The 26335-nt window shown below is 41.4% G+C and carries 21 protein-coding genes; 19 read left to right on the top strand and 2 right to left on the bottom strand.

Annotation, left to right across the window (positions count from 1 at the left end):
* Nucleotides 1-3 precede the first annotated feature (3 nt).
* Nucleotides 4-870, bottom strand: a complete 867-nt coding sequence (locus EST55_RS04630) for a LysR family transcriptional regulator (protein WP_129496669.1) — start codon at nucleotides 868-870, stop codon at nucleotides 4-6.
* Between the two features lie 255 nt (nucleotides 871-1125).
* Between EST55_RS04630 and EST55_RS04625 the strand changes: the two genes are divergently transcribed.
* The 5 genes from EST55_RS04625 (at nucleotide 1126) to EST55_RS04605 (ending at nucleotide 6739) form a co-directional block, all read left to right on the top strand.
* Nucleotides 1126-2466 (top strand): NADH-quinone oxidoreductase subunit L, encoded by a 1341-nt coding sequence (locus EST55_RS04625; protein ID WP_240665247.1) that lies wholly within the window; start codon nucleotides 1126-1128, stop codon nucleotides 2464-2466.
* Nucleotides 2463-4718: a putative inorganic carbon transporter subunit DabA gene (locus EST55_RS04620; RefSeq protein ID WP_129496668.1), complete on the top strand. Its 2256-nt coding sequence runs from the start codon at nucleotides 2463-2465 to the stop codon at nucleotides 4716-4718. Before EST55_RS04625 ends, EST55_RS04620 begins: the two co-directional genes overlap by 4 nt.
* On the top strand, nucleotides 4700-4921 hold the full coding sequence (locus EST55_RS04615) for a hypothetical protein (RefSeq protein WP_129496667.1): 222 nt from the start codon (nucleotides 4700-4702) through the stop codon (nucleotides 4919-4921). Before EST55_RS04620 ends, EST55_RS04615 begins: the two co-directional genes overlap by 19 nt.
* A 275-nt stretch (nucleotides 4922-5196) precedes the next feature.
* On the top strand, nucleotides 5197-5466 hold the full coding sequence (locus EST55_RS04610; RefSeq protein WP_129496666.1) for a transcriptional regulator: 270 nt from the start codon (nucleotides 5197-5199) through the stop codon (nucleotides 5464-5466).
* Complete coding sequence (locus EST55_RS04605) at nucleotides 5459-6739, top strand: HipA domain-containing protein (RefSeq protein ID WP_129496665.1); 1281 nt, start codon at nucleotides 5459-5461, stop codon at nucleotides 6737-6739. The genes EST55_RS04610 and EST55_RS04605 overlap by 8 nt, the downstream gene beginning before the upstream one ends.
* Nucleotides 6740-6814: 75 nt before the next feature.
* Here the strand turns inward: EST55_RS04605 and EST55_RS04600 are convergent, their stop codons facing one another.
* On the bottom strand, nucleotides 6815-8251 hold the full coding sequence (locus EST55_RS04600; protein ID WP_129496664.1) for an MBL fold metallo-hydrolase: 1437 nt from the start codon (nucleotides 8249-8251) through the stop codon (nucleotides 6815-6817).
* A 319-nt stretch (nucleotides 8252-8570) separates the two neighbouring features.
* Here EST55_RS04600 and EST55_RS04595 point away from each other — a divergent pair, with 319 nt between their 5' ends.
* The 14 genes from EST55_RS04595 (at nucleotide 8571) to EST55_RS04530 (ending at nucleotide 26303) form a co-directional block, all read left to right on the top strand.
* Complete coding sequence (locus EST55_RS04595; protein WP_129496663.1) at nucleotides 8571-9566, top strand: Wzz/FepE/Etk N-terminal domain-containing protein; 996 nt, start codon at nucleotides 8571-8573, stop codon at nucleotides 9564-9566.
* Between the two features lie 258 nt (nucleotides 9567-9824).
* On the top strand, nucleotides 9825-11534 hold the full coding sequence (locus EST55_RS04590; protein ID WP_240665246.1) for an ABC transporter ATP-binding protein: 1710 nt from the start codon (nucleotides 9825-9827) through the stop codon (nucleotides 11532-11534).
* 272 nt (nucleotides 11535-11806) lie between these two features.
* On the top strand, nucleotides 11807-12754 hold the full coding sequence (locus EST55_RS04585; protein ID WP_129496661.1) for a KpsF/GutQ family sugar-phosphate isomerase: 948 nt from the start codon (nucleotides 11807-11809) through the stop codon (nucleotides 12752-12754).
* Complete coding sequence (locus EST55_RS04580; protein WP_129496660.1) at nucleotides 12751-14052, top strand: cytidyltransferase; 1302 nt, start codon at nucleotides 12751-12753, stop codon at nucleotides 14050-14052. Before EST55_RS04585 ends, EST55_RS04580 begins: the two co-directional genes overlap by 4 nt.
* A gap of 9 nt (nucleotides 14053-14061) precedes the next feature.
* Nucleotides 14062-14907: a 3-deoxy-8-phosphooctulonate synthase gene (kdsA, locus tag EST55_RS04575; protein WP_129496659.1), complete on the top strand. Its 846-nt coding sequence runs from the start codon at nucleotides 14062-14064 to the stop codon at nucleotides 14905-14907.
* A gap of 416 nt (nucleotides 14908-15323) precedes the next feature.
* The gene (locus EST55_RS04570; protein WP_129496658.1) at nucleotides 15324-16064 is read left to right on the top strand and encodes a hypothetical protein; all 741 of its coding nucleotides are present in this window, start codon (nucleotides 15324-15326) and stop codon (nucleotides 16062-16064) included.
* 289 nt (nucleotides 16065-16353) lie between these two features.
* Nucleotides 16354-17097 (top strand): glycosyltransferase family A protein, encoded by a 744-nt coding sequence (locus EST55_RS04565; protein WP_129496657.1) that lies wholly within the window; start codon nucleotides 16354-16356, stop codon nucleotides 17095-17097.
* A 174-nt stretch (nucleotides 17098-17271) separates the two neighbouring features.
* Nucleotides 17272-18414 carry a hypothetical protein gene (locus tag EST55_RS04560; protein WP_129496656.1) on the top strand — a complete coding sequence of 381 codons (1143 nt, stop codon included), beginning with the start codon at nucleotides 17272-17274 and terminating at the stop codon, nucleotides 18412-18414.
* Between the two features lie 47 nt (nucleotides 18415-18461).
* On the top strand, nucleotides 18462-19820 hold the full coding sequence (locus tag EST55_RS04555; RefSeq protein ID WP_129496655.1) for a glycosyltransferase: 1359 nt from the start codon (nucleotides 18462-18464) through the stop codon (nucleotides 19818-19820).
* A 555-nt stretch (nucleotides 19821-20375) separates the two neighbouring features.
* Entirely contained in the window at nucleotides 20376-21407 is a 1032-nt protein-coding gene (gene galE / locus EST55_RS04550; protein ID WP_129496654.1) for a UDP-glucose 4-epimerase GalE, read from the top strand.
* Between the two features lie 481 nt (nucleotides 21408-21888).
* Entirely contained in the window at nucleotides 21889-22926 is a 1038-nt protein-coding gene (locus EST55_RS04545) for a polysaccharide biosynthesis protein (RefSeq protein WP_129496653.1), read from the top strand.
* A 2-nt stretch (nucleotides 22927-22928) separates the two neighbouring features.
* On the top strand, nucleotides 22929-24065 hold the full coding sequence (locus EST55_RS04540; RefSeq protein WP_129496652.1) for an NAD-dependent epimerase/dehydratase family protein: 1137 nt from the start codon (nucleotides 22929-22931) through the stop codon (nucleotides 24063-24065).
* The gene (gene wecB / locus EST55_RS04535) at nucleotides 24062-25219 is read left to right on the top strand and encodes a UDP-N-acetylglucosamine 2-epimerase (non-hydrolyzing) (protein WP_129496651.1); all 1158 of its coding nucleotides are present in this window, start codon (nucleotides 24062-24064) and stop codon (nucleotides 25217-25219) included. The genes EST55_RS04540 and wecB overlap by 4 nt, the downstream gene beginning before the upstream one ends.
* On the top strand, nucleotides 25206-26303 hold the full coding sequence (locus EST55_RS04530; protein ID WP_129496650.1) for a glycosyltransferase: 1098 nt from the start codon (nucleotides 25206-25208) through the stop codon (nucleotides 26301-26303). Before wecB ends, EST55_RS04530 begins: the two co-directional genes overlap by 14 nt.
* The last annotated feature ends 32 nt before the right edge of the window (nucleotides 26304-26335 follow it).

Below are 26335 nucleotides of genomic sequence, written 5' to 3'. Positions count from 1 at the left end.
GAATCACCCGAATCGTTGCAGTAGTTGGGCGACCATGGGGTGTTCGAAGGGACGCTTTAGCGTAATAGCGTAGAAGTGCTCGAAGACGTTAGGTAGTGTCAAGTAACGTTTGAGCTGGCCGCCGGTCAGCTCGTCACGCACAACAACGTCGGGAATGACTGCCAATGCACCGGTGTCACGAGCAAGCAGGCGCAGCATGGCCATATCGTCGGCTTCGGCCAATACCCGAGGCTGCCAGTTGTATTCAGCGCTGAGCATATCAAAGGCCGATCGAAGCGGCATATTTTCCGGGGGCAATACCCAATTTTGCCCCACCAATGCCTCAGAGGTTAACCGCTCAATATCGCGCCCAACGGGCCCAATCACCGACACCGGCTGTCGAGCCAGCAAACGACTTTGCCAAAGTTGCTTGTCACTGCCGCGTACGTTCGTATTGGCCAACGCAATATCAATTTGATGATTCGCCAATTCATTAAACAACTGGTCGGGCGTCATTGAGTGCAATCGATAATTCACCTTCTGCTGATGCACCAAGTCATTAATAAACGCCTCGACAAAGTTACGCGACATGGTCGAAGCATGACCAATACGAATCACCACGTCGTCACCGGTTTGGCCGTGCTTTAACTGATTCACCAGGCTTTCACCTTCGTGAAAAATTCGGCTGGCGTATTGGCGTGCAATATAACCGGCTTCGGTCAGCACCAGCTGACGCCCCTGGCGCTCAAACAGCGGCATCCCAAACCACTCTTCTAGCTGTTTAATCTGTGCCGACAAAGCCGATTGCGATACATGCAGCTTCTGCGCCGTTTGCGTTAAGTGGCCACTTTCCGCGACATGCCAAAAGTAAAACAGATGTTTGTAATTCATGTTGTCCTCTATCGCGTAGCCTGACGTTATTACGTCAGGTGAGATGCCGCCTCCGTCGCGCAATTATTTTCGCACAATTTGCCGCCGGAGAGATCGCACCTGATGCAATAGCATCAGGCTACAAAAGCTGTGCATCAGGTTATAATCGTTAATAAAAATAGAACGAAAACATAATATATATCTATTTTACTTAACATCAACAAAACATCCATAATTCACGTCAACATAAAACCCTCCAAACGAGGTACCAACGACGTGTTATTGACAGAATGGCTCACATTTTCAGGTATACGCCCGGTGTTACTGGCATTGGTCGTCGTTTTGGCCTTCGTGGTGACTAACTACGCCCGAACCAACTTCCGGCTGGATCCGCGTCGTCGCTCATTTATCACCAAACTCATTGGCTGCCTGACCGCCGTTCTCATACTCATTGTCAGTAACAACATCGTTGTGTTTTTCGCCGCCTGGATGGCAATCAGCCTGCAGTTGCACAGCTTGCTCATGTTCTACCCGGAGCGTGATCGCGCCGTGCTCGCCGCCCACAAAAAATTCATCCTGGCTCGCTGCTCAGAAACCTTCCTCGGTACAGCACTTTTGCTCATGTACCTGCACACCGGCAGCTTACAACTCGACACCATTTTACAAAGCGTCACTGCAGCTAACACGGCAGCCAATGCAGCGCCGCCACTTATTCAACATGTCGCCGCGCTCTGTCTGGTCATGGCGGCTCTTATAAAGTGTGCGCAACTCCCTCTGCACGGCTGGCTGATTCAGGTCGTCGAAGCGCCAACGCCGGTATCCGCCTTGCTGCACGCGGGCATCATTAACTTAGGTGGCTTTCTGCTACTCGCCACCACACCTATTTGGGGCAACAGCACCGTCGCCGTCTGGTTACTTTGCTTAGTATCCGCCGCCTCGTGCTGTTTCGCGGCACTCATTATGGCGACCCGCATCAGCATTAAAGTTCGCCTCGCCTGGTCCACCTGCGCACAAATGGGGTTGATGCTGTTGGAAATTGGTCTGGGCTATTACGACTTAGCCTTACTGCACTTAGTCGCGCACTCGGTTTATAAAGCCCACGCGTTTCTGTCGGTTAGCGAGGTCGCTATTATCAGGCAACCGCAAGCCCGCTCACTGTGGCGTGTTGGTGTCATATTCATCGCCTTTCAGGCTATTGTTGCTGCCGCCTGCTGGTGGTGGCTGAATGACCCGAAATGGTTACCGTCAGCGCTGCTGGCGATGGCGCTTACCACCATATGGATGAACCTGTACCAACCGCTGTTACGAGTCGGTGTGTCAGTGCTTACTATCGCCGTTTACCTCGCACTAGGCGCACTGGCGCAGCAGGTTATCGAGCCACAACAACTGACGCAACCCTGGTTGGAGCCGCTCATCGCACTGCTGTTCAATGCCTTTGCCTTTACCTACTGGTTAGTGCACCACACGCCGTCGCACAGCCTTAGCCAACGTTGGTTTATCACCTTAAACGCAGGGTTGTACCTGGACGAATGGCTGACCCGCTTTGTGCTCTGGTTATGGCCAAGCCACCCCATTGAGTATTACCAGCGCCGCAGTCAAAAAGAGGGCTTATCATGATTTCCGTCAGTCGTTTTGTGTCTATCGCTGAGCAAGTGAGCCAGTCGGTTGCCCCGCAGTGGCCATTATCTCAGTGGATAGCCGTGAATCCATTCTGGCAATATCGCAATAAGCCGGTGGAAGACGTAGCTGCGCATTGGCGCTATAGCGCAGGTAGTCAACTGCTCATGAGTCCCGACTTCTATTGGCAAAAATGGCAACAAAACGACATCGACAAGCAGCATGTCACTGACAAAATGGTCGAGCAGTTGCAGCAGCGTGTCAGTATTATTACGCCAATACCGCAGTGGCAAAATCTGAGTCGCCTGGTCGACAAGTATCAGCAACGCAGTCGCAAAATGCGCTGGAACGAGGAAGTCGTGCTGCAAATTAGCCAAACCTGCGGTCTGTTTATGCAGTTTCCTAAGCGTTTTCAGGAAGAGGGCAGTGACAGTTCGTTATACAGCCATTGGCTAACCATTTCACGGGCCGACCGCGGTATCGAAACGTTAATGGATGAAGGCGACCTAAACGAGCTTTTCGCAAAGCTGCCTGAAGATCCGCACGAACTCATTAAAGTCTGTCAGGCCAGCTTTATGACCGACGCCTCAGACTATGCGCTGCAGTGTTATTGCCAGGCATTGATCAGTGATTTATGGGGCTGGGCAGCGGCGCTTGCCTATCAGGACGCTCGTCAGGACAGCCAGTGGGTGTTTGACTTGCTGTGTATCCGGTTAGCCTGGGAGTATCTGCTTTGGCACCTGGCAGAGCGCACTAATACATCCGTTCACGAACAACTGAAAGCCAGCTTCAATGAACAGCTTGACCATTGTTTTGGCTGGGTCGGCTATGCGCAGCAGTACAACGAGTTGCTGTGGAAATGGCAAACCGCTTATGAACGTTCGCAAGTGGCGCGTCTTCAGTTTACTGACTCAACCGCCGAGCAACCGTCAAAAAGTCCGGACATACAAGCGGTGTTCTGTATTGACGTGCGCTCCGAGCGATACCGTCGGGCGCTGGAAAAGGCCGGGCAAGCGATTGGTAAAAGAGTTCAGACCAAAGGCTTTGCCGGCTTTTTCGGGGTGCCGTTAGGGGTTGAACAGCGAACAGGTAAAACGCCGCATGTGCCCGGCTTGTTGCAACCGTCGTATTACATTAAAGCCCCTGAGCAAAAACAAACGACGATGTCGTTGCTGACCAACTTATTCAACACGCCGGTCTCCATGTTCAGTGGTGTGGAAGCCCTGGGGTTAAGCAAGCTGAAATCGCTGCTGGCTGGCATACCAGGAAAAATTGACCGGGCCGCTGAACATAACCATGCAACCATCTGCAATGAAGAGGGTGAAGTCTCAACGGAAGCATTGGTGGCCGTGTGCGAACAAGCGTTGGCTGGTATGCAATTTCAGAGTTTTGGTCGACATGTGTTGCTGGTTGGGCATGGTTCGCACCATAGCAATAATGCGCAACGTGCCGGAATGAACTGCGGTGCCTGCGGTGGTCAGACTGGCGCACTAAGTGCAAGGGTGTTGGCGCGGCTACTCAACGACGCAGACATCCGTGAACACTTGCGTGAGCGGGGCGTCGATATTCCATCGAAAACGCGTTTTTATTCTGCTTTGCATGAAACCGTTACTGATCGCATTGTTTGGCTGTCGGAGGCTGTGCCCGGAGAGGTGAAACAAGTATTTGCGCACGCCAGTGAATCGCTTGCAGCGAATGCTGAGGCCTCCGAGAAAGAGCGTAAAAAACGATCCAGCCACTGGGCTGAGCTGCGTCCGGAGTGGGGCCTGGCCGACAACAATACGCTATTTTTCGGGCGGGCTGGGCGGCTGTCGTCGGCCGATACCATCGGCAGCAACTTCCTGCACGACTATTACAGCGAAAACGACCCAAACGGTGGGTTGTTAACTCAGCTATTCAGTGCGCCGGGTTTGGTCGCGAACTGGATAAACTGGCAATACTACTGCTCAGTCACTGATCCTAAGCAATTAGGCAGCGGCAATAAGTTGCTTCATAACCGTGTTGCCAACGACATAGGCGTGTTTGAAGGCAATGGTGGTGACTTAAGACAAGGGCTTGCCTGGCAGTCAGTACACGACGGCAAAGATTTTGTGCACAGACCCATGCGCCTGCAAGTCATTGTCGAAGCCAGCGAAGAGATTATTCAAAAGGCGTTGGCAAGCGCCGAAGACTTCAACCATCTGTTCCAGCACGACTGGATAAACCTGTATCGACTCGATGAACGAGGTGAGCTATGTCCAGTAACCAAGTGAATACCGCCCAGGCGGTTACCTGCTGCACAATGAAAGAGTTGTACGATGTGGTGCGTACAAGACCATTCAACCAGCCCTTTGCCGTACATTACCAGGACGGGCGCACCGACGTCGGGCTTAATTCCGAAGAAGACTTGAGAGCCAGCCTCCGCCGCCACGGCAACCCGTTTTTAAAAGACCCGGTGGATATCTCGGTAGCCTGATGTGTCTATATGTAGCCTGACGTTATTTACGTCAGGTTCAAATATTCATTCGCTCAAGTGAAATTAACTTTTGAAAACAGGCTTTTTTCTAATATTCACTCAATCGTGTGAAATATATTGATATTATCATTTTTTTCTTCTATATTCACTCAATCAAGTGAATTCAGTATCTCACCTGATGCAATAGCATCAGGCTACAAGGTTGTCGCATCCGTTTCCACGGTGCATGTAGCCTGACGTTATTACGTCAGGTGCGTTCCAGAACAGGAGCTTTCATGCTGCTAGAAGCAAAAGACACAAAAACCATCGGGCGCATTGCAAAAATCGTGCGGCAGCAACAAGAGCTGGATCAGACAACAGCTGGCGCTTTTGCAGGCTGTGGCATTAATTTTGTGAGTCAATTCGAAAATGGCAAGCCAACAGTGCAACTGGAAAAAGCCCTAAATGTACTGAATGCGCTTGGCATAAAAGTCTACTTAGACATTCCCGACAGCGCTTCAAGTGACAAGCTCACCGAATTAACCGGACGCTTCAATCATGAGTAGTTCACTTGTCGAAGAGCGACAACTCGACGTTTACATTAACGACAAGCCTGTTGGTCAGTTAAAAGAGCACAACGGGCTTTGGGTTTTCGAATACGTGCAAAGTTGGCTGCAAGACCCCAAAAGTTTTCCTTTAACGCCTTCGCTAAGCCTAAACCAAAAAGAGCACATAGATACCGGAACGCAACGTCCCGTACAGTGGTTTTTTGACAACCTTCTGCCAGAGGAAAAAGCTCGTGAGGTTCTGGCAAAAGACTACGACTTAGATAAAGAAGACGCTTTTGTACTGTTAGAAGCGATAGGCGGAGAGTCTGCCGGAGCTATTACCCTATTAAACCCCGGAGAGGTATTACCATCGGGTGATCTGTTCCCGTTGACCGACAGTGACATTAGCCATCGTATTCATAAGCTTCCGAAAGGACAAATGAATAGCAAACAGCGCAAGCGTATGTCGCTGGCTGGTGCTCAGCACAAAATGTTGTTGGTTATTAACGAAGAGGGCCGGTTTGAACCCAGCGGAGAAACACCTTCTACCCACATTTTAAAACCAGAGCATACCCAACCCGAATTTTACTGGTTCACCGTTCGTAACGAATACTTTGTAATGACACTGGCGCAGCGGTGCCAGCTAATTGTGCCTAAAGTTGACATAGATTACGTGCCAGAACCGATCTACATCGTTGAACGTTTTGACCGTGTCGGTCAGTACCCAAATACCCAGCGTGTACACGTTCTCGATGGCTGCCAAATGCTGGATATTTCAGCGTCTGCGAAATATCGTGCAAGCAACGTAACAGCGTTGAAACGCTTGGTTGATATGACCCGGGCCCCGGCACAAACCGCTTTCCGGCTGTTTCGTTGGGCACTGTTTAATTTTCTGGTGGGTAACGGCGATGCGCATCTCAAAAATTTAACGTTTCGCTACAGCGTCAATGACTGTCAGTTAATGCCTCATTACGATCTGCTCTCTACAGCGGTATACGCTGACGCAAGAGATCATGTCAACGAAGAGTTGTCGCAACCTATTGGCGACGCTAATCATTTTGGGCAGGTGACACGACAATCTGTTTTAGCGTTCGCAGAGGAATTAGGGCTTAACAAGCCCGTCGCAGAGCGAGAAATAGAGCGGCTGTGCAAAAGCATTCAGCAAGAAGCCGACAAACTCATCACTGAGCTCGAACAAAAGCCCAACTTTGATTCTAAAGCAGGCGAGTTACAGTTGCTACGCAATATCCGATACCGCTGTATTGGGGAGTTCTCGAGTCAGTTAATGTAGCCTGACGTTATTACGTCAGGGCCAAATCTCACCTGATGCAATAGCATCAGGCTACATACACCTTACGTACATCTATCAATCAACAACCACCCCATATCGCTCGCGAATTTTCGCGGCCAACGCCGCCCGGGCGTCCGGCTCGCCGTGAATTAAACGTATGCGTTTCACCGGCTCTTCGGTAGCGTCAATAAAGTCTAAAAGCTCTTGTTGGTCGGCGTGGGCGGAGTAGCCACCTAAAGTATAAATGCCCGCTTTAATCCAGACACGCTCGTGGTCTAAGTTGACATAGCCACCGCGTGGACCGTAGGTTTGTATATCGCGACCCGGGGTTCCCGCGGCCTGGTAGCCGACAAACAAGACATCGGTGCGCGGGTCGGGCAGCAAGGCTTTTAAGTAATTCAGCATGCGTCCTCCGGTACACATACCACTGGCGGCAATAACAATGCAGGGGTCACCGCTGCTTTTTAAATAGTTCACCACGCGCTCATGGTCACTGTGGTCGTCTACCGTCATCATGCGGTCGAAGTTTAACGGGTGTCGGTCTTCTTCTACCCGTGCCAACGCCTCTTCGTCCCACAACGCCTTCATGGCTCGGTACTGCTTAGTAAACTGCGCGGCCAGTGGCGAATCTAAAATAACCGTCATTTTGTGCCATACGGCATCGGCCACGCCAGTCTCCGCTTCCTTAGCCCGGGCTTTATGAATAATGTCTTCTAATTCGTACAAGAGCTCTTGCGTACGGCCAATACTAAACGCCGGAATTAAAATAGTGCCTTTGTTCTCCACACAACGCTCAACCACCGACTTCAGGCGCTGTTCGCGGTCAAGACGCGACTCGTGGTTCTTGTCGCCATAGGTGCTTTCCAGTAACAGAAAATCAGCGCGCTCCAGCGGGGTTGGGTCTGGCAGCAGTGGCGTGTTTTTACAACCCAGGTCACCCGAGAACACCACGCGGTAGTGGGTACTCACATTTTCAATTTCAACATAAGACGACCCCAGAATATGACCGGCCTGACGAAAGCGCAGTTTAAAGCGTTCCGCAGCAAAATCAGCAGGCAGTTCTAACCAATGATCGTACTCCACCGGCTGTAGCTGGCGCTGCAGACGAGCCACCACCGCATTAATAATGTCGGCGTTGCGGGTTAAGCCCACCTTTAAAGCATCTTCAATAACCAGCGGAAACAAATGCGCCGTAGCTTTCGTGCAGTAAATAGGGCCGGTAAAGCCGGCAATTAACAACCAGGGAATGCGGCCCACGTGGTCAATGTGGCAGTGGGTCACCACCAACGCCAGCACCTTGGTAATATCAAAGTCAATCTCGTTGTAGCCTGATGCTATTGCATCAGGTGAGGTCTGCTCCTGACGTAATAACGTCAGGCTACGCGATTTTTCGGCGGCATCCGCCCCCTGAAACAACCCGCAGTCAATTAAAAGTGAGTGGTCACTGTCTAACAACAGTTCGTGGCAAGAGCCCGTAACGCCTTCAAACGCGCCGTGATGAATAACATCCATGTGTTGGTTCCTTTTACCGTTTTGTAGCCTGATGCTATTGCATCAGGTGAGATCTATCCTGACGTAATAACGTCAGGCTACATAAACTGATAAAAAAGCGCTATCGGACAAAAGGGTGATATTAGGCAATTGGAAGGAACTAACCGCTTAAAATATCATCAATTACTAACAATAAAGCCTTTGTAGAAAAAGGGCTGCATGCGGTATCATACTCGCTTGATCAAAATTCAGAATAATACGAACAAATTACATAATTACTCGCACCATCGGCCTATGGGAACCGCAACCCATGGGCGGTAGCGTGCCTGAAGGCCCAACAATGACAAACGATACTCATAACTACGACCCTCAACGGCATTCGGATTACCAAGACGACGAAATTGACCTGCGCGAGCTGTTTGGCATTATCTGGCAGGGCAAATGGTGGATTATTGCCATTACTTTTGTGTTCGCCGTGGGCTCGGTTATTTACTCGCTAAGCCTGCCGAATATTTATAAGTCAGAGGCAACCTTGGCGCCGACGGAAGAAGCTAGTGGTGGCGGACTCTCGCAAATGGCGGGGCAATTGGGTGGTCTGGCAAGCTTAGCTGGCGTTAATCTCGGTGGTGGTAATACCGACAAAACCACAATCGCCCTCGAAATTTTAAAGTCTCGCGCCTTCATAAAAGGCTTTGTCGAAAAGTACGACATACTGCCAGAGCTTATGGCGGTAGAGGAATGGAACCGAGGCAGCGGTGTTGCCTTTAACAACGAGCTGTATAGCCCGGACACCAAAGAATGGGTCAGAGAAGTCGAGCCACCTAAACAGCCGGAACCGTCTAGCTGGGAGTACGTAAAAGTTTTCAGAGAGAGTGTACTGGAAGTTAGCAAGGACGACACAACCGGTCTCGTAACAATAGCAGTAAACCATCAGTCACCCGAAGTAGCTGAACAGTGGGTAGTTTGGCTTATTGAAGAAATAAACAACCACATGCGTGAGCGTGACATTCAGGAAGCCCAGCGAAGCCTTGAATATTTAGACAAAGAACTGCAAAGCACATCGTTAAGTGACATGCAGCAGGTATTCTATCAGCTAATAGAAAAGCAAACACAAACCATTATGCTGGCGAATGTGCGCCCAGAGTACATTTTCCAAACGCTAGACCCAGCCGTAGTGCCAGAACAAAAAGCCAAACCATCGCGTGCGTTAATATGCATAATCGGTACGTTTTTCGGCGGGTTATTGGGTGTCGGTTTTGCGTTATCAAGAAGCATATTTAGGAAGAATAGGGCACTAAGCTCCCTCAATATTAATGAAAATAAATTCAGGGACTAGTAAAGAAAAAATGGATTTACCAGTAGGGATATTTGATAAATTGATGATTATATTTTGTTGAGTCAATTACGCAAGTAAAATGAAAAAGGCTATTTTCCAGTTTCAAAATCGGCAAAGTTGGTCTTATCTGATTTTTACTTTTATCTCTTTAACCAAGAGTCGAGTAGTTATATGTTTAAACGCTTGAAACGTCTTTTCCAACTTCTCTCGAGTGAGCAACGAAAACGACTTATAAGACTTCAGTTTTTGGTTGTTTTAATGGCATTTGCCGAAGTCGCAGGGGTGGCTGCAATAGGGCCTTTTATGGCACTGGTTGGTGATATTAGCCTATTACATGGAGAGGGAGTATTAGCTGAAATATATTCATTAAGTGGTTTTCAAAATCCAAGAGACTTTTTGTTTTGGTTGGGAGTATGTGTTTTAGTAGTATTGGCTTGTGCGAGTGTCATTGCCATGTTTACAACATGGCGCCTGTCTCTTTACGCTGCAAAAGTTGGTGCAGAAATCTCTACTCGTCTATTCAAACACTATATGTCACAGCCATGGCTATTCCATGCCAACGGCACTAGCAGTGAGCTAACCAATAGAATTTCCCAAGAGACTAATAGGATCACTAACCTAGTTATTCAACCATTAATGCAGATGAATGCAAAAGCTGTTTTAGGGTTGGTTATGGGGGGAGCTATATTTGCATTTAATCCTTTAGTTGCTCTGGTTGGACTGACTACGTTTAGTGTTGCCTATGTACTTTTGTACAAGCTAATTCGTAGTCAATTAACCCGAAACGGGGACGATATTTCTAAAGCTAACCAAGAGCGCTTTAAACTTATGAATGAAGGGTTTGGTGGTATTCGGGACACCCTTCTCTTAGGTCGCCAAACTGATTTTGTAAACCGTTTTAATAAATCCAGCGAATTATTAGGTAACTCACAAGGAGTGACTAGAGCCCTTGCCCAGGCTCCTCGCTATGCTATGGAGTTAGTTGCGTTTGGTGCTGTTATCTTCTTGATACTTTACTTACTATCAGAATATGACGGGGCTTTAAGTGATATATTACCTGTTTTATCGGTATATGCTTTGGCCGGGTTCAAATTACTGCCTGCTTTCCAGCAGATATATACTAGCTTAGCCCAGGTAAAAGGAAACATGGCTTCATTTGATAGCATTGAAGAAGACTTAAAAGCAAGCTTGAATGAAAAAACAATAGAAAATGCAGCACAATACGGGAAGCTTAAACCCAGAAACCTTATAGAGTTGGAAGATATAAGTTTTTCATATCCCGGTAACAGGCAAATGGCTTTGCAAAACTTGAGTTTGAAATTACCCGTTAACCAAGTTATTGGGTTGGTTGGAGCTTCGGGCTCGGGTAAGTCGACAACCATAGATATCTTGTTAGGATTGATAGAACCCAAAACAGGTCTACTTAAAGTTGACGGTATTGAAGTGAAGGAGAGACGAAAACGTGCTTGGCAAAATAACATTGGCTTTGTTCCACAGACAATATTTTTGGCTGATTCGAGTATAAGGGAAAATATTGCTTTTGGGATAGCACCCGACAGAATAGATGAAGAACGTGTGCGAAAGGCTGCGAAACTTGCTCACTTAGAGGATTTGTTAGATCAACTTGACGAAGGGTTAGATACAAGAGTAGGTGAAAGAGGTATACAGATATCAGGAGGGCAAAGGCAGCGAATTGGTATCGCGAGAGCATTATATGATGATGCGGATGTGCTAGTTTTTGACGAGGCTACAAGCGCGCTTGATGGAATAACAGAAAAGTTAGTTATGGATGCGATCCACAACCTATCTGGTGCAAAAACAATAGTGATAATTGCACACAGAATTAATACTGTAAGACAATGCGATACAATCTATTTTCTAAATAATGGAACGGTTCAAGATTCGGGAACCTATGAGCAGTTGGTTGTTAGTAACAATAACTTTAAAAAAATGGCCTATACCTCATAGTGTTACCTTTCTAAGAGACTTACTATACTTTTATTTTAACTTTCTATCTGGTTTTTGCATGAAAAATAGATACTTATTGAATAAATAAAAATCTTAAAAATGCACGATTGAGTGTGTATAAACACATATTCAACACTAAAGCATAGTGTAGTTTAAAAAATAAAATTTAAGCTTAGTGTTAGGATTATTAAGTTAGTAAACTTGTAAAGTAGTTCGCAAGCATGTGGTAAGCCCCAAATAGAATCAATCTAAATTAAAAGGCTAATGATTTGATGTTCAGCTATAAAGGGATCGCTCAAAGAGTTTTTGAAACGCAATGTTCTTCAATAAATTTTGTTGCTAAAAAAATTGATAGTGCTTTTGATAGTGCTGTCACTAAAATCCTTGATGTGGATGGTAGAGTTATTGTCTGTGGAATGGGAAAGTCAGGTCATGTCGGAAAAAAGATTTTTGCGACATTAGTTAGTACAGGAACCCCTAGCTTCTTTCTTCACCCATCCGAGGCATTTCATGGTGATTTAGGGATGGTACAGCCGTCAGATGTTTTTTTGGCAATTTCTAACTCTGGTGAGACAGAAGAGCTATTAAGATTAATACCTTTTTTGAAAGACAATGGTAATACATTGATTTGTATGACAGGAAATCCCAGCTCAACCCTAGCTCAGAATGCCGATTGTCATTTAGATATAGGAGTTCAAGAGGAAGCTTGTCCTCTGCAACTAGCACCAACGTCTTCAACAACAGCTACGCTTGTTATGGGAGATGCATTGGCTATTGCGTTAATGGAAGCTAGGCAATTCAAGCCTGAAAATTTTGCCAGATTTCATCCTGGTGGAAGTCTTGGTAGAAAGCTACTAAGCCGAGTCATAGATTTTGCTTTACCTGCAGTAACTGTGCATGCCGATAGTGACTTTAAATTTTTGTTAACACGGATCGCGAATTCTAAGTGTGGTGTTGTTTGTGTAACTAAAAATGAAAAGTTGGTAGGCGTAATTACTGACGGCGATATTCGCCGTGCATTGTCAAGCTATGAGTTGTCAGAGCTTAATAGTTTAAGTGCTGAATCAATAATGACAAAATCACCCAAAGTAGTATCTTATTCAACCAAGTGTGTTGATGCAGACACTCTTATGAGTGAAACTTCTGTAAACAGCTTAATTGTTAATGATGAAGCAAATAATTTATATATATATCAAAATCTGAATAGAGGAGCTTTATGAGAGTCGTCGCGTTTTTACCAGCTAAGGGCTCAAGCTCTAGAATCGAGAGTAAAAATTTAAAACTACTTGATGGCAAGCCATTATTTTTACATACACTAGAAAAATTAGTGCATTGTGATTTTATTGATGAAGTTTATTTAGATACTGAATCAAAGGATGTTATTGATTTTGCAAGTGAAATAGACTGCAAAGTTTTAAATCGTGATCCATCCCTTGCAAGTAATAAAACCGATGGAAATCAGCTTTTTATGAATGAAGTAAACCAAGTTGAAGCTGATATTTATATTCAAATTCTTGGTACAAGCCCTTTTATTCAACCTGACACCATTAAAAAGGGAGTTGATGCGTTGATGGAGCCTTCGTCTGAGTACGATTCAGCAGTGCTTGTTAACTCTGAAAAACAGTACACATGGAAAGAAGGGAGACCAAATTATGACATTAATCACATTCCTAACAGCGTAGATCTTGATGAGACTGTCATAGAAACTATGGGATTGTATATCGTAAAAAATGAAGCAGCTAAGAAGACAAATCGAAGAATTGGTGACGCACCTTTGATGCTTCAGGCTTCGCCATTAGAAGCTATTGACGTGAACTGGCCTGAAGAATTTGAGTTAGCGAATTTAATTGCAGCTGGCTTGAGAGAACAAGATCGTCGCTTGTTAACCAATATTAGAAATCATCTTACAAGTAGTATGCTCTCAGATATTCTTGATGATTTAGGGTATAGTAATCAAGTTATCCGCGGACTGACTCCTAATATCCCGAAGGCAAAATTTCTTGGACGAGCAAAAACGTTAAAACTGAGAAGCCTAAATAAGGGAGAAGATTTTAAAGGAATATATTCAGCTTTACATTCTTACGAAACAATAATACCTAATGATGTAATTTTGGTAGAGAATGAGACTCCTGATTATGCCTACTTCGGAGAATTAAATGCAAATTTAGCTATTAGGGCGGGTGCATCAGCGGTAGTAGTTGGGGGAAAGACCAGAGATTCTAGTGAAGTGCTTAAATTGGGTCTTCCTGTATTCTCTACAGGTTATACCTGCCAAGATGTTCGCAAACGAGCTACTATGGAATCTTTGAATAAAACTATTAATTTAAGCGGTGTATCAGTTAGCCCTGGCAGCTTAGTTTTCGGAGATGCTGAGGGATTAGTTGTTATACCTAAAATAATAGAGAAAGAGGTGATTGAAGAAATTTATACTCGAGCATCAAATGAGAAAAAGATACTCGTGGATATATCAATGGGGGCTGAGGTTAGCTCTCTGGTAAAGAACTACGGATTTTTCTAGAGCTTAAAAATGATAATTGAAATTAATAATAATATTTCGGTAGGAAATCAGCATAGGTTTACGCTCTTCGGTGGTATTAATGTTCTAGAATCGGAAGAGTTAGTAATGGAAGCATGCGAGGAGTATGTCCGGGTGACGAAGAAGCTCGGCATTCCCTTTGTTTTTAAAGCAAGTTTTGATAAAGCTAATCGCTCATCAATTCATTCTTATCGTGGACCAGGGCTAAACAAAGGGTTAAAAATTCTTACGAATGTAAAAAAGGAGTTTGGAGTACCGTTAATAACGGACATTCACGAGCCATTTCAAGCTGAAATGGTCTCTGAAGTGGTGGACGTATTACAGCTCCCTGCATTCCTAGCTCGCCAAACCGATTTGGTTATTGCAATGGCGAAAACTGGCAAAGTAATCAATATAAAAAAGCCGCAATTCCTTAGCCCGGAACAAATGAAACACATCATTGAAAAGTTCAGAGAGGCGGGTAATGAGCGTATAATGCTCTGTGAGCGCGGAACATGTTTTGGTTATGATAATCTAGTAGTCGACTTGCTTGGTTTCGGTGTTATGAAGAATATTAGTAACAACGCTCCTATTGTCTTTGACGTAACTCACGCCCTGCAACAAAGAGAAGCTGGTGGAGCTGTCTCTGGAGGGAGACGTTCTCAAATAGTTGAATTAGCTAAAGCCGGAATATCAGCGGGAATCGCAGGTCTTTTCTTAGAAGCACATAAAAATCCCAATCAAGCAAAATGTGATGGTCCTAGTGCGCTCCCTTTAGACAAACTAGAGGTCTTTCTTAAACAAATAAAAGAACTTGACGATTTAGTGAAAAGGCAAAATCAGATCCATATTACTTAGTTTGTTAAATGGATTTTAGTAGAGATATCAAAAGTTTTTCAAGCCTGTATTTAGTTAATATAATATTAATAGCAACTATTATCAGATACAGCTGAAAGTCAATTCCTTTACCTTCGATAATAGATACTCTTAGAAATATAATAAATACTTTTATACTTCATACTGCTTTCTTCTTTACAGGTTAGCCAAACCTAAGTGAAATCAATTTAACGCGGACTGAAAATTGATGCTTTAAATGTTCTTTTAGCTGGCTGTAGCGTTCGCTCAGTTAGCAGAGACGTTTTAGATAGAGTCTCTAACTTCATCGAAAGGCAGTGCTACTCTACAGGAATATCACTTTGCTTTACGCGTTAGGCTTTTTATTACTATTAAGTATGATTTTAGTTTAATTTTTCTGTGAAGGTTCTAATTAAATTATGTTTTTCAAAAAACTAAAGAAAATACTCAGGTTGATCAAGCTTTTATTAATTTATGTTTTTAAAATTAAGCCAAGTGATTTTTTCAATGATAAATATTTTAGCGGTAAAAAAGTTATTATAATAGGTCCAGCAGAAACAGCAATGCAGTTTTCGAATCCTGTTGAAATTGACGATTTCGACCTGATAATAAGGATAAATAAATCGCCCTTAATGCTTGAGAAGAATGGTAATTCTGAAAGAACAGATATTTTATATCACTGCATGAATGAAGATCCGATAACGGGTGGGGGGGAAATAAGGCCAAGCATACTTATAAAACAAAATATAAAGTTTATATTGTATCCTTACAGAGATCTTTCTTTATTCAAGGACTTTTTTGAGATGAAAGATCGTTATCCAAACCTAAAGATAAAAGCGGCTACTTCGTTTTTAAAGTACATGAAATTAAGAAAAAGTCTCAATGTAAGAATACCTACAACGGGAATTCAGGCAATTAATCACATAATAGATACGGATTTTGAGAAGCTTTATATAACTGGTTTTACATTTTTCAGAACTGCATATAAGAAAAATTATATAGCCGAAAATTATCGCGATTCTAAATCCGCTTATGAGTTAGCAAAAAGTAGTGGGAATCATGACCCGGATAAAGAGTTCGAATATTTTTTTGATATAATTAACAAAAAAAATAGTCAAAAAATTATACTAGATTCCTATCTTGAAAAATATAAATTCTGACAATAAAAAATACTATGACTAAATTTTTCTTTTATAAATTTAGCTAAGCATGAGCTCTTTATAACTAAGAATCTTAAATTCCCTAAAAAAGACCATTGAATATTATGACGAGAGTTAACTGCCAAGTTTCCAGTCAAATAGAAGTTTCTGTCTAGAATTTTAACTTATATTCTTAGATTAATTACAATAAACTTAGGGTGGCTAACTTTCGATTTTTATTTTATGAGCTTGAGTCTCTTTAGTCGAATATTAAGAAAATCTAAGTTTATAAGTTTAAAGAGAGGATTAGATGTTGCTATTACTTAGGTTAAAAAATTTTATACTAGGACGCCTATATTCGATTAATTTGTCGCCGAAATTTATCGAAGATAAAGCCGAATCAATAGACTTAAGTCAATTTGAGAAAGGTTTCTGTATAAAAGCTATTAAAAAACCATTTGAGATATCTGCTGTTTATAGATTGTCTGATGAATCAGAGTTCTTAACAGCGAGTGTAATGAGTATTGCGTCGTTAGTTTCAGAAGTGATTTTTGTAGCGAATAATAGTGATGAAGCGACGCTTCGCGTAATAGATAAATTAATGGTTTATTTAAAAAGTGTAGAGGTAAGAGCTAAACTTGTATTTTTTAATAAAGAAGTAGCTAATCAAGGTCTTAATTATAAAAAAGATATTAGGAATGGGAAGATTAGTTTATCCGACTACTATAATTATTGCTTTTCTCATGCTACGTCTGAATATGTAATGAAAGTGGATGGAACGATGATAATGCTTCCACAAGCTAAATATGAGATAGAAAAGAAGTTAAAATCGAATGATTTTGTTCAGTATAGAGGGATATCATTCTTTGGACGAAAAATGTCCTATGAAACTTATTTGTATAAGAATAGCATGTTCAAGTATGTTTGTGGTGAATACTTTGAGCGGTTAAATGTTAACGAAGTAGCCAAAAGAAAAGATATATATCGCTCTCGAATACATAAGAGGATATATCTTCATATGAAGTATTATAAGATCAAGTATTATCTTCCTTAATTACTAGTTGAGTAAAAAGATATAAAATTAGAAACCTAATCATAGTCTTTGTATTATAAGAGACTAATTGCTAAACTAAAATTATTAAAAATAATAGCCTTCACTCCTTTTCTAATGATTCTTCGCTTATTTTATCTTTATTAAAAGCTTTTCTCTATAAGGCTACTGGATAGTATGTTAAAGAAAATATTATTGTTGATTTTAAGCTTAATGCTATTTTTAACAACTCAGGAAGTAGTCTTACTTGATATTTTTTTTAGTAAAGAGGTAAAGTATTTAGTTAACTTTTTATGCCTATTAGCTATACTTTTTAGTGTTAGATATATAATATTTATTGGTATCTTAGATCTTGTTTTCTGGTTGTTAGTAATTGTTTATATTTATATCAGATTTTCTTATTTTGGGATCTCTAAAAATTCGGCTGTTGATTTATATCATTTCTTGAAATTTTATCTGGCATTCAAAGTGGTTGTTGCTTTAATACGGCAAGGTAATTATGAAAATGTATCTGGCGCAATAAAGTGGTCTATACTTTTAGCATTTGTATCTTTTGTTCTTTTCTTAATTAAGCCTGAAAACTTATTTGTCTTTGAAGACCATTCTGGGCACACTGTATATGCGACTTATTTTTCATTTAGTTCTTCTATTTATAATTTGCCAGGAATATCATTTGCACGAATGAATTCAGTTTTTGACGAACCAGGAACTTTTGGATTATTTATTTCAATGGTTCTTTTTCTGGACTATTATAATCGGAAAAAATTTGATTTTACTTTCTTATCGATTGGAGTGCTAGGTTTAAGTTCGATGTCTTTAGCTTATATAATATACTTTATCGGCATCATTATCATTGCATCAGTTAGTAAAGTCAGGCTTAGAAATTTTTTCATAGTAGCTATTTTATTCGCGCTTTTTGCTTTTCTACTATCGTTCGATAGCAGTTTTTCAGAATATATTGTTGGGCGTTTCGATTCGATATTAAACGATAGCCATAACCGATCGTCTGGTAATGAGTTAGCTTTAGAATTCCTTGCCCAGTCGTGGGTGGGGTTGAGTGATACTATGTTTGATAAGCGTCTAATACCGTCTAGCGGTATAATGGTGCTGGCAGCGTATAAAGGTGTGTTATTTGTACTGCCCTTTGTTTTTTCGGTGCTTTGGTTGCTTGTATATTTTCCTAAAAACAAAACAATCTTCTTTTTTCTTTTTCTTATAGTAATAGCAACAAGAAATAATTTTTTCACTGGTTTTATGTTGCATATTTTACTTTTTATTATTATTTGGTCGTATTATATACCTAATTTGCGAAAAAAGTAGAACTGTTTAATTTTTAAAAAATCTAAATATTAAAATGGATAGTCAGCGTGTTGAATAATAATCAAATTAAACCAAATAATGGTAAGCGTTTAAAAGTACTTTGGGTTGTTAATCACGCTATGCCTGATTTATGTGAGCATTTTTCGCTGCCTAAGACAACGAGTGGTTCATGGTTAGTTAGTTTACTTGATTATTTTAAGAAGCAGCAAGACACAGTGCAAGTTTGTATAGCCAGTCCTTCTAAGCTCGGATATACCGAAACTAATTTGCACGGAATCACCTATCTCACATTCCCGGAGTCCCGCATTGGTAAGTATATTTATCAGAAGACTAAATCTCGTAAAGTTGCTGAACGCTTGGTAAATATAGTTAATCCAGACTTAATTCACTTTCACGGTACTGAGTTTCCCTATTTCGAAGGTTTTTACATATACAAAGGAATTCCAACGGTAACCTCTATTCAAGGGTTGGTTTCAGAGATATATAAAAACAAAGCAATGACGCGCTTCAATAGCTATATTTCCTTTTTCGGAAAAGTATATTGTTTGTTTAAACACTTTTCTTTATACACTAGATTTCTATCTGAAGTTAGGCAGATTAAAAATGCTCAAAATATAATAGGTAGGACAAACTGGGATTTTGTGCGTTCTTTTTCAATTAACCCTAACGTATCTTATTTTAAGGTTGATGAAGGGTTAAGAAACGAGTTCACGAATGTAAAGTGGATTGGGAACTCCCTTAAAGAAGAGACTATTTTTTTTCCAGGAGACATATGTAATCCTCTAAAAGGATTTGCATTTATGTTAAACGTTCTGGTTGTTGTTAAACAAAAATCTCCAAAAATCAAGCTCCTTGTTACAGGTGATATTCGAAATAAAAATGACAGTTACTCTAGGTCACTTAAAAAAATAATAAAGCGTTTTGACCTCTGTAATAATATCCAGTTTCTTGGCTCTCTAGAGCCAGAGGAAATGGCATACTATTACAGAACCTGCTCAGTTTGTTTTATAGGGTCTGCTATAGAAAACAGTTCAAATTCATTTATAGAAGCTCAGTCTGTTGGTATTCCAATAGTAGCTCCTTTTGTAGGCGGGCTCCCCTCGTTGAATATGGGGGGGGCTAAAGTAAAGTTTTACCCGTTAAACGATGTGGAGCTAGCTTCACATTTTGTTTTTCAATGTCTTGGGTACAGGACTGATTTTTATGATTTAAACAACACTCTCTTTTTTAATCGGGAAGATGAATCGTATAATTTTGATCCTGATAGGTCTGAAATTGTTGATAAAGGATTAGAATATTTAAATGTATACAAGTACTTAGTTGGAGAAGCAACAATTGAAGAGATCTCTCAAAATTTGAATTTTGACGACAAAAGAATGCAAGAGCTTAGCGAGAAATTTTTCTAAAAAGGAATAACAGTAGATGCGCTAGACAAGAGTATGTTAATAGGATAATAAGTTCTTTGGGTGCAGATTTTTTCTTAATGGAAATTTGAATATCGGTATTTATTAAGTTTTAGGTTTCAGTGCTGATATAAAGGATAAATTTAGCGTTGGATAGGCATGTAAACCTACTTTCTAACTTTCAATAAATATTTTTTCTCTTTTAAACAAACGGATTATTCCAATGACTATGATGCAAATTTTAGTTATCAAAAATAAGTAATACCGATTCGTCTAAAGCCTTTATTTTATAAAATCACTATGTTAGTGAAATTGACTATTTGGGTCACTACATTTTTAACCCTTTGGGTAATATTGCAGTTTTAATAAGCCCCTAAGGGCTGTCACTTTGGCAGAATTCTTTGAGCAATTGTTGCTTTATAAATTGTACAGACTTACGGTTTCTTAGTTTAATGATATGTTACGGCTAGTAAAATTAGAAATTCAAGAACGAATGTTCCTAAGTTTTGTTACCCTTCGCGTTAATACAAAGAGACTTGCAATAGGCCAGTAGACTTTATGCATAAACATATACTTGTTACAGGCGGTGCCGGCTATATAGGCTCACATACAGTTGTTGAATTACTCGGCGAAGGCTACTCAGTTGTCGTTTTAGATAACCTTTCCAATAGTACTAGAGAGTGTCTTAAACGGGCCGAAAAGATCGCAGGAAAAAGCATTTCTTTTGTTAAAGGAGATGTCCGTGATAAGGTTTGTCTCAATAAATTATTCAGGCAGTATAAAATTCAATCGGTTATCCACTTTGCTGGCTTGAAGGCTGTAGGAGAGAGTGTCGAAAGGCCACTTCACTATTATGACAATAACGTTATAGGTACGTTGACTTTATGTGAGGTGATGGAGACTTTTGGTGTTAAAAACCTTGTTTTTTCGTCCTCTGCTACGGTGTATGGAGAGCCTCATGAGTTTCCAATTAAGGAAAGCTCGTCAGTCGGTAATACAACTAATCCTTACGGCACCTCAAAATATATGGTCGAACGCATTCTTCAGGATTTATGTGTTGCTGATTCAAGTTGGTCAACTATTGTTTTACGGTACTTTAACCCTGTTGGAGCCCATAGCTCAGGGACTATAGGTGAAGACCCAAACGGTATTCCGAATAACCTATTGCCGTATGTATCACAAGTTGCAATTGGTAAGCTGAAAGAACTGAAAGTATACGGCAGCGATTATCCCACTCCAGACGGAACTGGTATACGAGACTATATTCACGTAATCGATCTAGCTCGAGGTCACTTAGATGCATTAAAGTTGATGGAAAAAAATACGCCAGTTGGATTTGACGCAATAAACCTAGGTACTGGAAAAGGTTATTCCGTACTTGAAATCATAGAAGCTTTCGAAAAACAAAGCGCAAAAGCCATACCATATAGGCTAGCTGAGCGGAGACCAGGAGATATCGCTATCTGCTACGCCGATGCGGATTACGCTTATAAAAGATTAGGTTGGAAGGCAAGACTAGGGCTAGAGAGGATGATGCGAGACTCTTGGAATTGGCAAATGAAAAATCCCAACGGGTACAAAAAGAAATAGTTTCTGTCGTAGTTATTACGTAGTTTTTAACGAAAACCTCTTATATACAATCCTCACTAAGGAAAGTAAGCTTTTTATAGAGACTGGCTTTAATTATTTATTGAAAATTAGAAAAGAAATTTAACTGAGTTGAGATGATTTTTAATGAGTAAAGAAAATTAATCCCTGTAAAGGGGGATTTGATTAGTACATCTGAAGTAAAATCTACACCCGAGAGTTAACTAGTAACTGCAATAGTTGCATTTTAAGAGTTATGCTTTGTTAAATAAAGACCTACGGCGATTCATTAACGTCGGTCAATATACTTTAATAGCTCTGGTTTAGTTCTGCTTTGCTACTTTATTTACCGAGGTGGTGGTATCTTTTTTACTAACCTTGAGCATTTGCAATGATAGCTCTTTTAAAAAGAGCTAACGATAATCGGTTGGCTTATTAACTTTTGGCTTAAGCTAACGCTTCTAATATTTTATACGGTTCTTTTATGACTTTTAGTAATAGAAAACTTTTACTTACTGGTGGCACCGGTTCGTTTGGGAACGCTGTCCTTCGTCGATTTCTTGATACGGATCTCGCTGAGATACGAATTTTTAGCCGTGATGAAAAAAAGCAGGATGATATGCGTAAAGCTTACAACCATCCTAAGCTGAAGTTTTACATTGGTGATGTTCGAGACTATCAAAGCGTCTTAAATGCGACCCGGGGTGTTGACTTTATCTATCATGCGGCTGCTTTAAAGCAAGTTCCTTCTTGTGAGTTTCACCCAATGGAAGCCGTAAAAACAAACGTTGTAGGTACCGAAAATGTTCTGGAAGCGGCTATTCAAAATGAAGTAAAGCGGGTTGTCTGTTTAAGCACTGATAAGGCTGTTTACCCTATTAACGCAATGGGTATATCAAAAGCCATGATGGAAAAAGTTATGGTCGCAAAGTCACGGAATGTAGATGAGCAAAAAACCGTTATTTGCGGCACGCGTTACGGAAATGTTATGGCTTCACGGGGTTCGGTAATTCCTCTATTTGTTGACCAAATTAGAAGTGGTAAGCCAATTACTATTACAGACCCTAACATGACACGTTTCATGATGACTTTAGATGATGCTGTCGACTTGGTTCTATACGCCTTTGAGCACGGTGCCAATGGTGATATTTTCGTCCAGAAGGCTCCAGCTGCAACTATTGAGACACTAGCAAAAGCTATTCTGTCTTTCGTTAATAAAACAGAACATCCAATTGAAACTCTTGGCACACGTCACGGCGAAAAGCTTTACGAAGCGCTTTTATCGCGAGAGGAAATGGTTTGTGCAGAAGATATGGGTGACTATTATCGTGTACCGCCCGATCTTCGAGACCTAAATTACTCTAAGTATGTTGACCAAGGCGATAATAGAATAGAGCAGGTTGAAGACTATAATTCTCATAATACTGAGCGCTTAGATGTTGAGGGAATGAAACAGCTATTGAATAAACTACCGTTCATGCGTGCGTTCGCAAATGGCGAATATATTAACCCAGAAGGTTAGTTATGAAGTTACTGATTACTGGCGCAAATGGTTTTGTTGGTAAAAACCTCACTGCTCACATCGATGAAATGGAAGGTATTGAGTATGTTAAGTTCACGAAAGACCATAAAGTATATGAAGTGAACGAATTGCTAAAAGGTGTTGACTGCGTTATTCATTTGGCAGGTGTGAATAGACCTGAAAATGAAAGTGAATTTTTTGAAGGAAATACTGACCTTACAAAAGAGTTACTAAAGACATTAAGCGAGCAGCCCAAACCCTTACCGGTTATTTATAGTTCGTCTATTCAGGCTGAACGTGATAATGCTTATGGTAAAAGTAAGCGTCAAGCAGAAGAATTAGTCAAAAGTTACGCAGAAGATAATGCCACGCCTGCAAAGGTTTACAGACTAGCTAATGTGTTTGGCAAGTGGTGTAAACCAAACTATAACTCAATGGTAGCAACCTTTTGTCATAATATTGCTCGCGACCTTCCTATTCAAGTCAACGATGCTGACGCCAAAGTTAAACTTGTTTATATTGATGATGTAGTAAAGGAGTTCATCGGAGCGGCACGTGACCTAGTTTCCGGTAAGAATAAAAATAAACAAAACGAGAAGCTAAGTGAAGTGCTTCCTGTTTATGAGCAAACAGTAGGCAGCATTGCAGAGCAACTGCGTTTATTCAAAAACAGTCGCGGCACTCTTGTTACAGAGAGGGTTGGCGATGGTTTTATCCGTAAACTGTATTCAACTTACGTTAGCTATTTACCCAAAGACCGCTTCTCATACGAGGTGCCGAAGCATGGCGACGAACGCGGTGTTTTTGTTGAAATGCTGAAAACCAAAGATTCTGGACAGTTTTCATTCTTTACAGCCCACCCAGGTGTTACAAGAGGTGGGCATTACCACCATACAAAAAATGAAAAATTTCTGGTTATAAAAGGGCAGGCTCGTTTTGGCTTCCGCCATATGGTCACCAATGAATACTATGAACTTTTTACAAGTGGTGATAAACCGGAAATTGTTGAAACCGCTCCTGGTTGGAGCCACGACATTACTAATGTGGGCGATGAAGAAATGGTTGTGATGCTCTGGGCCAACGAGATATTTGACCGCGATAACCCTGACACTTACTACGCACCGGTAAAGCTTTCATGAAAAAACTAAAAGTAATGACAATTCTGGGGACGCGTCCAGAAATAATTCGTCTGTCTCGTGTTATGGCTGCACTTGACCAAGTTGTTGACCATAAAATTGTTCACACGGGTCAAAATTATGACTATGAGTTGAATGACGTTTTCTTCGAAGAGCTCGGTGTGCGTCAGCCCGATCACTTTTTGAATGTTGATACCTCTTCTTTAGGAAAAAGCCTTGGTGAAATTTTAATTAAAACTGAACAGGTTATTCTTGAAGAAAAGCCGGATGCTGTCTTGGTATTGGGCGATACCAACAGTGCCGTAGCCACGATGATGGCAAAGCGAATGAAAGTGCCTACGTACCATATGGAAGCCGGCAACCGTAGTTTCGACGCTAATGTCCCCGAAGAAATTAACCGTAAGCTGGTAGATCATTTAGCCGACTTCAACTTGGTTTATACTGAGCATGCGAGACGACATCTTTTGAGCGAAGGATTATCTCATCGGTTTATCTATTTAACAGGCTCACCAATGCGTGAAGTCTTAGAGCATGTATTACCGTCAATTCAAAAGTCCAATATTTTAGAAAATTTAGAGCTTGAAAAGAATAAATACTTTATTGTCAGCGTTCACAGAGAAGAGAATGTGGATAGTAAAGAGAACCTCAAGAGAGTCGTTGAGTGCTTAAGCACTCTATATGAAACCTATGGTTACCCCGTTGTTGTCTCTACACACCCTAGAACGCGAAATAGGCTAGAAAAGCTCGGATTGACTGAGGACTTAGAAGGTATCCAGTTCTTAAAACCTTTTGGCTTTTTTGATTACAACAAGCTGCAAATGGATGCATTTTGTGCTATTTCCGATAGCGGAACTATAAGCGAAGAGTCTTCAATTTTAGACTTCCCTGCCGTTACGTTACGCCGCTCCATTGAACGCCCCGAAGCGCTCGATACCGGTGCTATAGCGTTAACCGGCTTGGATAAACAAATGCTAATCGATGGGGTTCGCATAGCTACAAGCTCTCGCGATGTCTTTTCTGATACAGAACGTGAAACTCCGGACGAATATAAAATTAGAAATACTTCAGAGCGAGTTGTTCGTTTAATTACTGGGACAGCGAAATTAACTCCGCATTGGAAAAACATGGACTCGTTTAGTCGTTATGACTGGGAATAATAGAAAAGTTTTGTATGTTGGCGGCTTCAAACTGCCGGATTTAAATGCAGCGGCTCATAGGGTGGTCAACCTAGGAAAGGCGTTTTCTGCGTTGAGTTATAATGTATATTATATGCACTGCGGAAATATAATTAAGCAAAGTGAGCTGGATGAGGTTGAGCATATAGGGTTATCAAGAATTGCGAGGTTCAAGAAGCTTTTGGGCTTAGATGCTATAGCTGGAATAAGAAAGTTAAAACCTAACTACGTTGTTTTATATAACTATTGGAGTGTTAGTTTTGCTTTTGTTTTTCTGTACTGTAAGCTTAATAAAGTAAAGGTTATATCCGACTGTACTGAGTGGTATGGAGTTATTGGTTATAGAGGAGTCAAAAAGCTAGCAAAGTTTATAGATACTGAGGTTCGCATGCGCGTTCTTAATAAGCTCTGCTTTAAGGTTATTTCAATAAGCACCTATCTACACAGTTATTATGGCCATAAATCAGTTTTAATACCCCCATTAGTTGATGTGGATGAAGCTAAGTGGAATGTAAAAGCGGGTAGTGAATTTGTGAACCCAAAATACTTCAATATTTTATATAGCGGAAATGTTGGCTATGGAAAAGATAGCCTGTATGGTTTGATTGAAAAAGTAATAGAATATAATAAAAGTGGCAAACGAAAAATTCGAGTAATAATCGCTGGCACTACAAGGCTGGAATTTGAAACCTCTAAGTTCAACTACCTACCTAAAGGAGAGGAACAAGCAGTAGTATTTACTGGAAGGTTAACGCATGATGAAGTTCTTATGCTAAATCAGGCTTGTGATATCTTATATTTCTATCGCCCAGCAATAAAGGCAAATAAGGCTGGTTTTCCTACCAAGTTTGTTGAGGCCTATACACTAGATTTACCTATTATAACTAATGATGTTAGTGATGTTTCGAAATATTTGCAGATAGAAAGTAAAGGCCGATTAATTGAGAGCCCTGAAAAACTAAACTTAGAGGAGATAGTGGGGGTATATTCATGCCGAGATCATGGTTTAGACCTAAGCTTTCATTTTAAAAACCACCTTGTAAGTGTTAAACAGCTTTTTCATTGAGCTAATACCGATCCTTATGTGTGACCTAACGT

Source organism: Idiomarina sp. 29L, from assembly GCF_004123135.1.
In the GTDB taxonomy this organism is placed as follows: Bacteria; Pseudomonadota; Gammaproteobacteria; order Enterobacterales; family Alteromonadaceae; genus Idiomarina.
This window is presented reverse-complemented; position numbering and strand designations above follow the sequence as displayed.

Coding starts and splice junctions, on each gene's coding strand:
- EST55_RS04615 (WP_129496667.1), top strand. CDS start 4,700: ATGTCCAGTAACCAAGTGAATACCGCCCAGGCGGTTACCTGCTGCACA.
- EST55_RS04600 (WP_129496664.1), bottom strand. CDS start 8,251: ATGGATGTTATTCATCACGGCGCGTTTGAAGGCGTTACGGGCTCTTGC.
- EST55_RS04610 (WP_129496666.1), top strand. CDS start 5,197: ATGCTGCTAGAAGCAAAAGACACAAAAACCATCGGGCGCATTGCAAAA.
- EST55_RS04630 (WP_129496669.1), bottom strand. CDS start 870: ATGAATTACAAACATCTGTTTTACTTTTGGCATGTCGCGGAAAGTGGC.
- EST55_RS04540 (WP_129496652.1), top strand. CDS start 22,929: ATGAAGTTACTGATTACTGGCGCAAATGGTTTTGTTGGTAAAAACCTC.
- EST55_RS04620 (WP_129496668.1), top strand. CDS start 2,463: ATGATTTCCGTCAGTCGTTTTGTGTCTATCGCTGAGCAAGTGAGCCAG.
- EST55_RS04560 (WP_129496656.1), top strand. CDS start 17,272: ATGTTAAAGAAAATATTATTGTTGATTTTAAGCTTAATGCTATTTTTA.
- wecB (WP_129496651.1), top strand. CDS start 24,062: ATGAAAAAACTAAAAGTAATGACAATTCTGGGGACGCGTCCAGAAATA.
- EST55_RS04580 (WP_129496660.1), top strand. CDS start 12,751: ATGAGAGTCGTCGCGTTTTTACCAGCTAAGGGCTCAAGCTCTAGAATC.
- kdsA (WP_129496659.1), top strand. CDS start 14,062: ATGATAATTGAAATTAATAATAATATTTCGGTAGGAAATCAGCATAGG.
- EST55_RS04565 (WP_129496657.1), top strand. CDS start 16,354: ATGTTGCTATTACTTAGGTTAAAAAATTTTATACTAGGACGCCTATAT.
- EST55_RS04530 (WP_129496650.1), top strand. CDS start 25,206: ATGACTGGGAATAATAGAAAAGTTTTGTATGTTGGCGGCTTCAAACTG.
- EST55_RS04545 (WP_129496653.1), top strand. CDS start 21,889: ATGACTTTTAGTAATAGAAAACTTTTACTTACTGGTGGCACCGGTTCG.
- EST55_RS04595 (WP_129496663.1), top strand. CDS start 8,571: ATGACAAACGATACTCATAACTACGACCCTCAACGGCATTCGGATTAC.
- EST55_RS04605 (WP_129496665.1), top strand. CDS start 5,459: ATGAGTAGTTCACTTGTCGAAGAGCGACAACTCGACGTTTACATTAAC.
- EST55_RS04585 (WP_129496661.1), top strand. CDS start 11,807: ATGTTCAGCTATAAAGGGATCGCTCAAAGAGTTTTTGAAACGCAATGT.
- EST55_RS04590 (WP_240665246.1), top strand. CDS start 9,825: ATGGCATTTGCCGAAGTCGCAGGGGTGGCTGCAATAGGGCCTTTTATG.
- galE (WP_129496654.1), top strand. CDS start 20,376: ATGCATAAACATATACTTGTTACAGGCGGTGCCGGCTATATAGGCTCA.
- EST55_RS04570 (WP_129496658.1), top strand. CDS start 15,324: ATGTTTTTCAAAAAACTAAAGAAAATACTCAGGTTGATCAAGCTTTTA.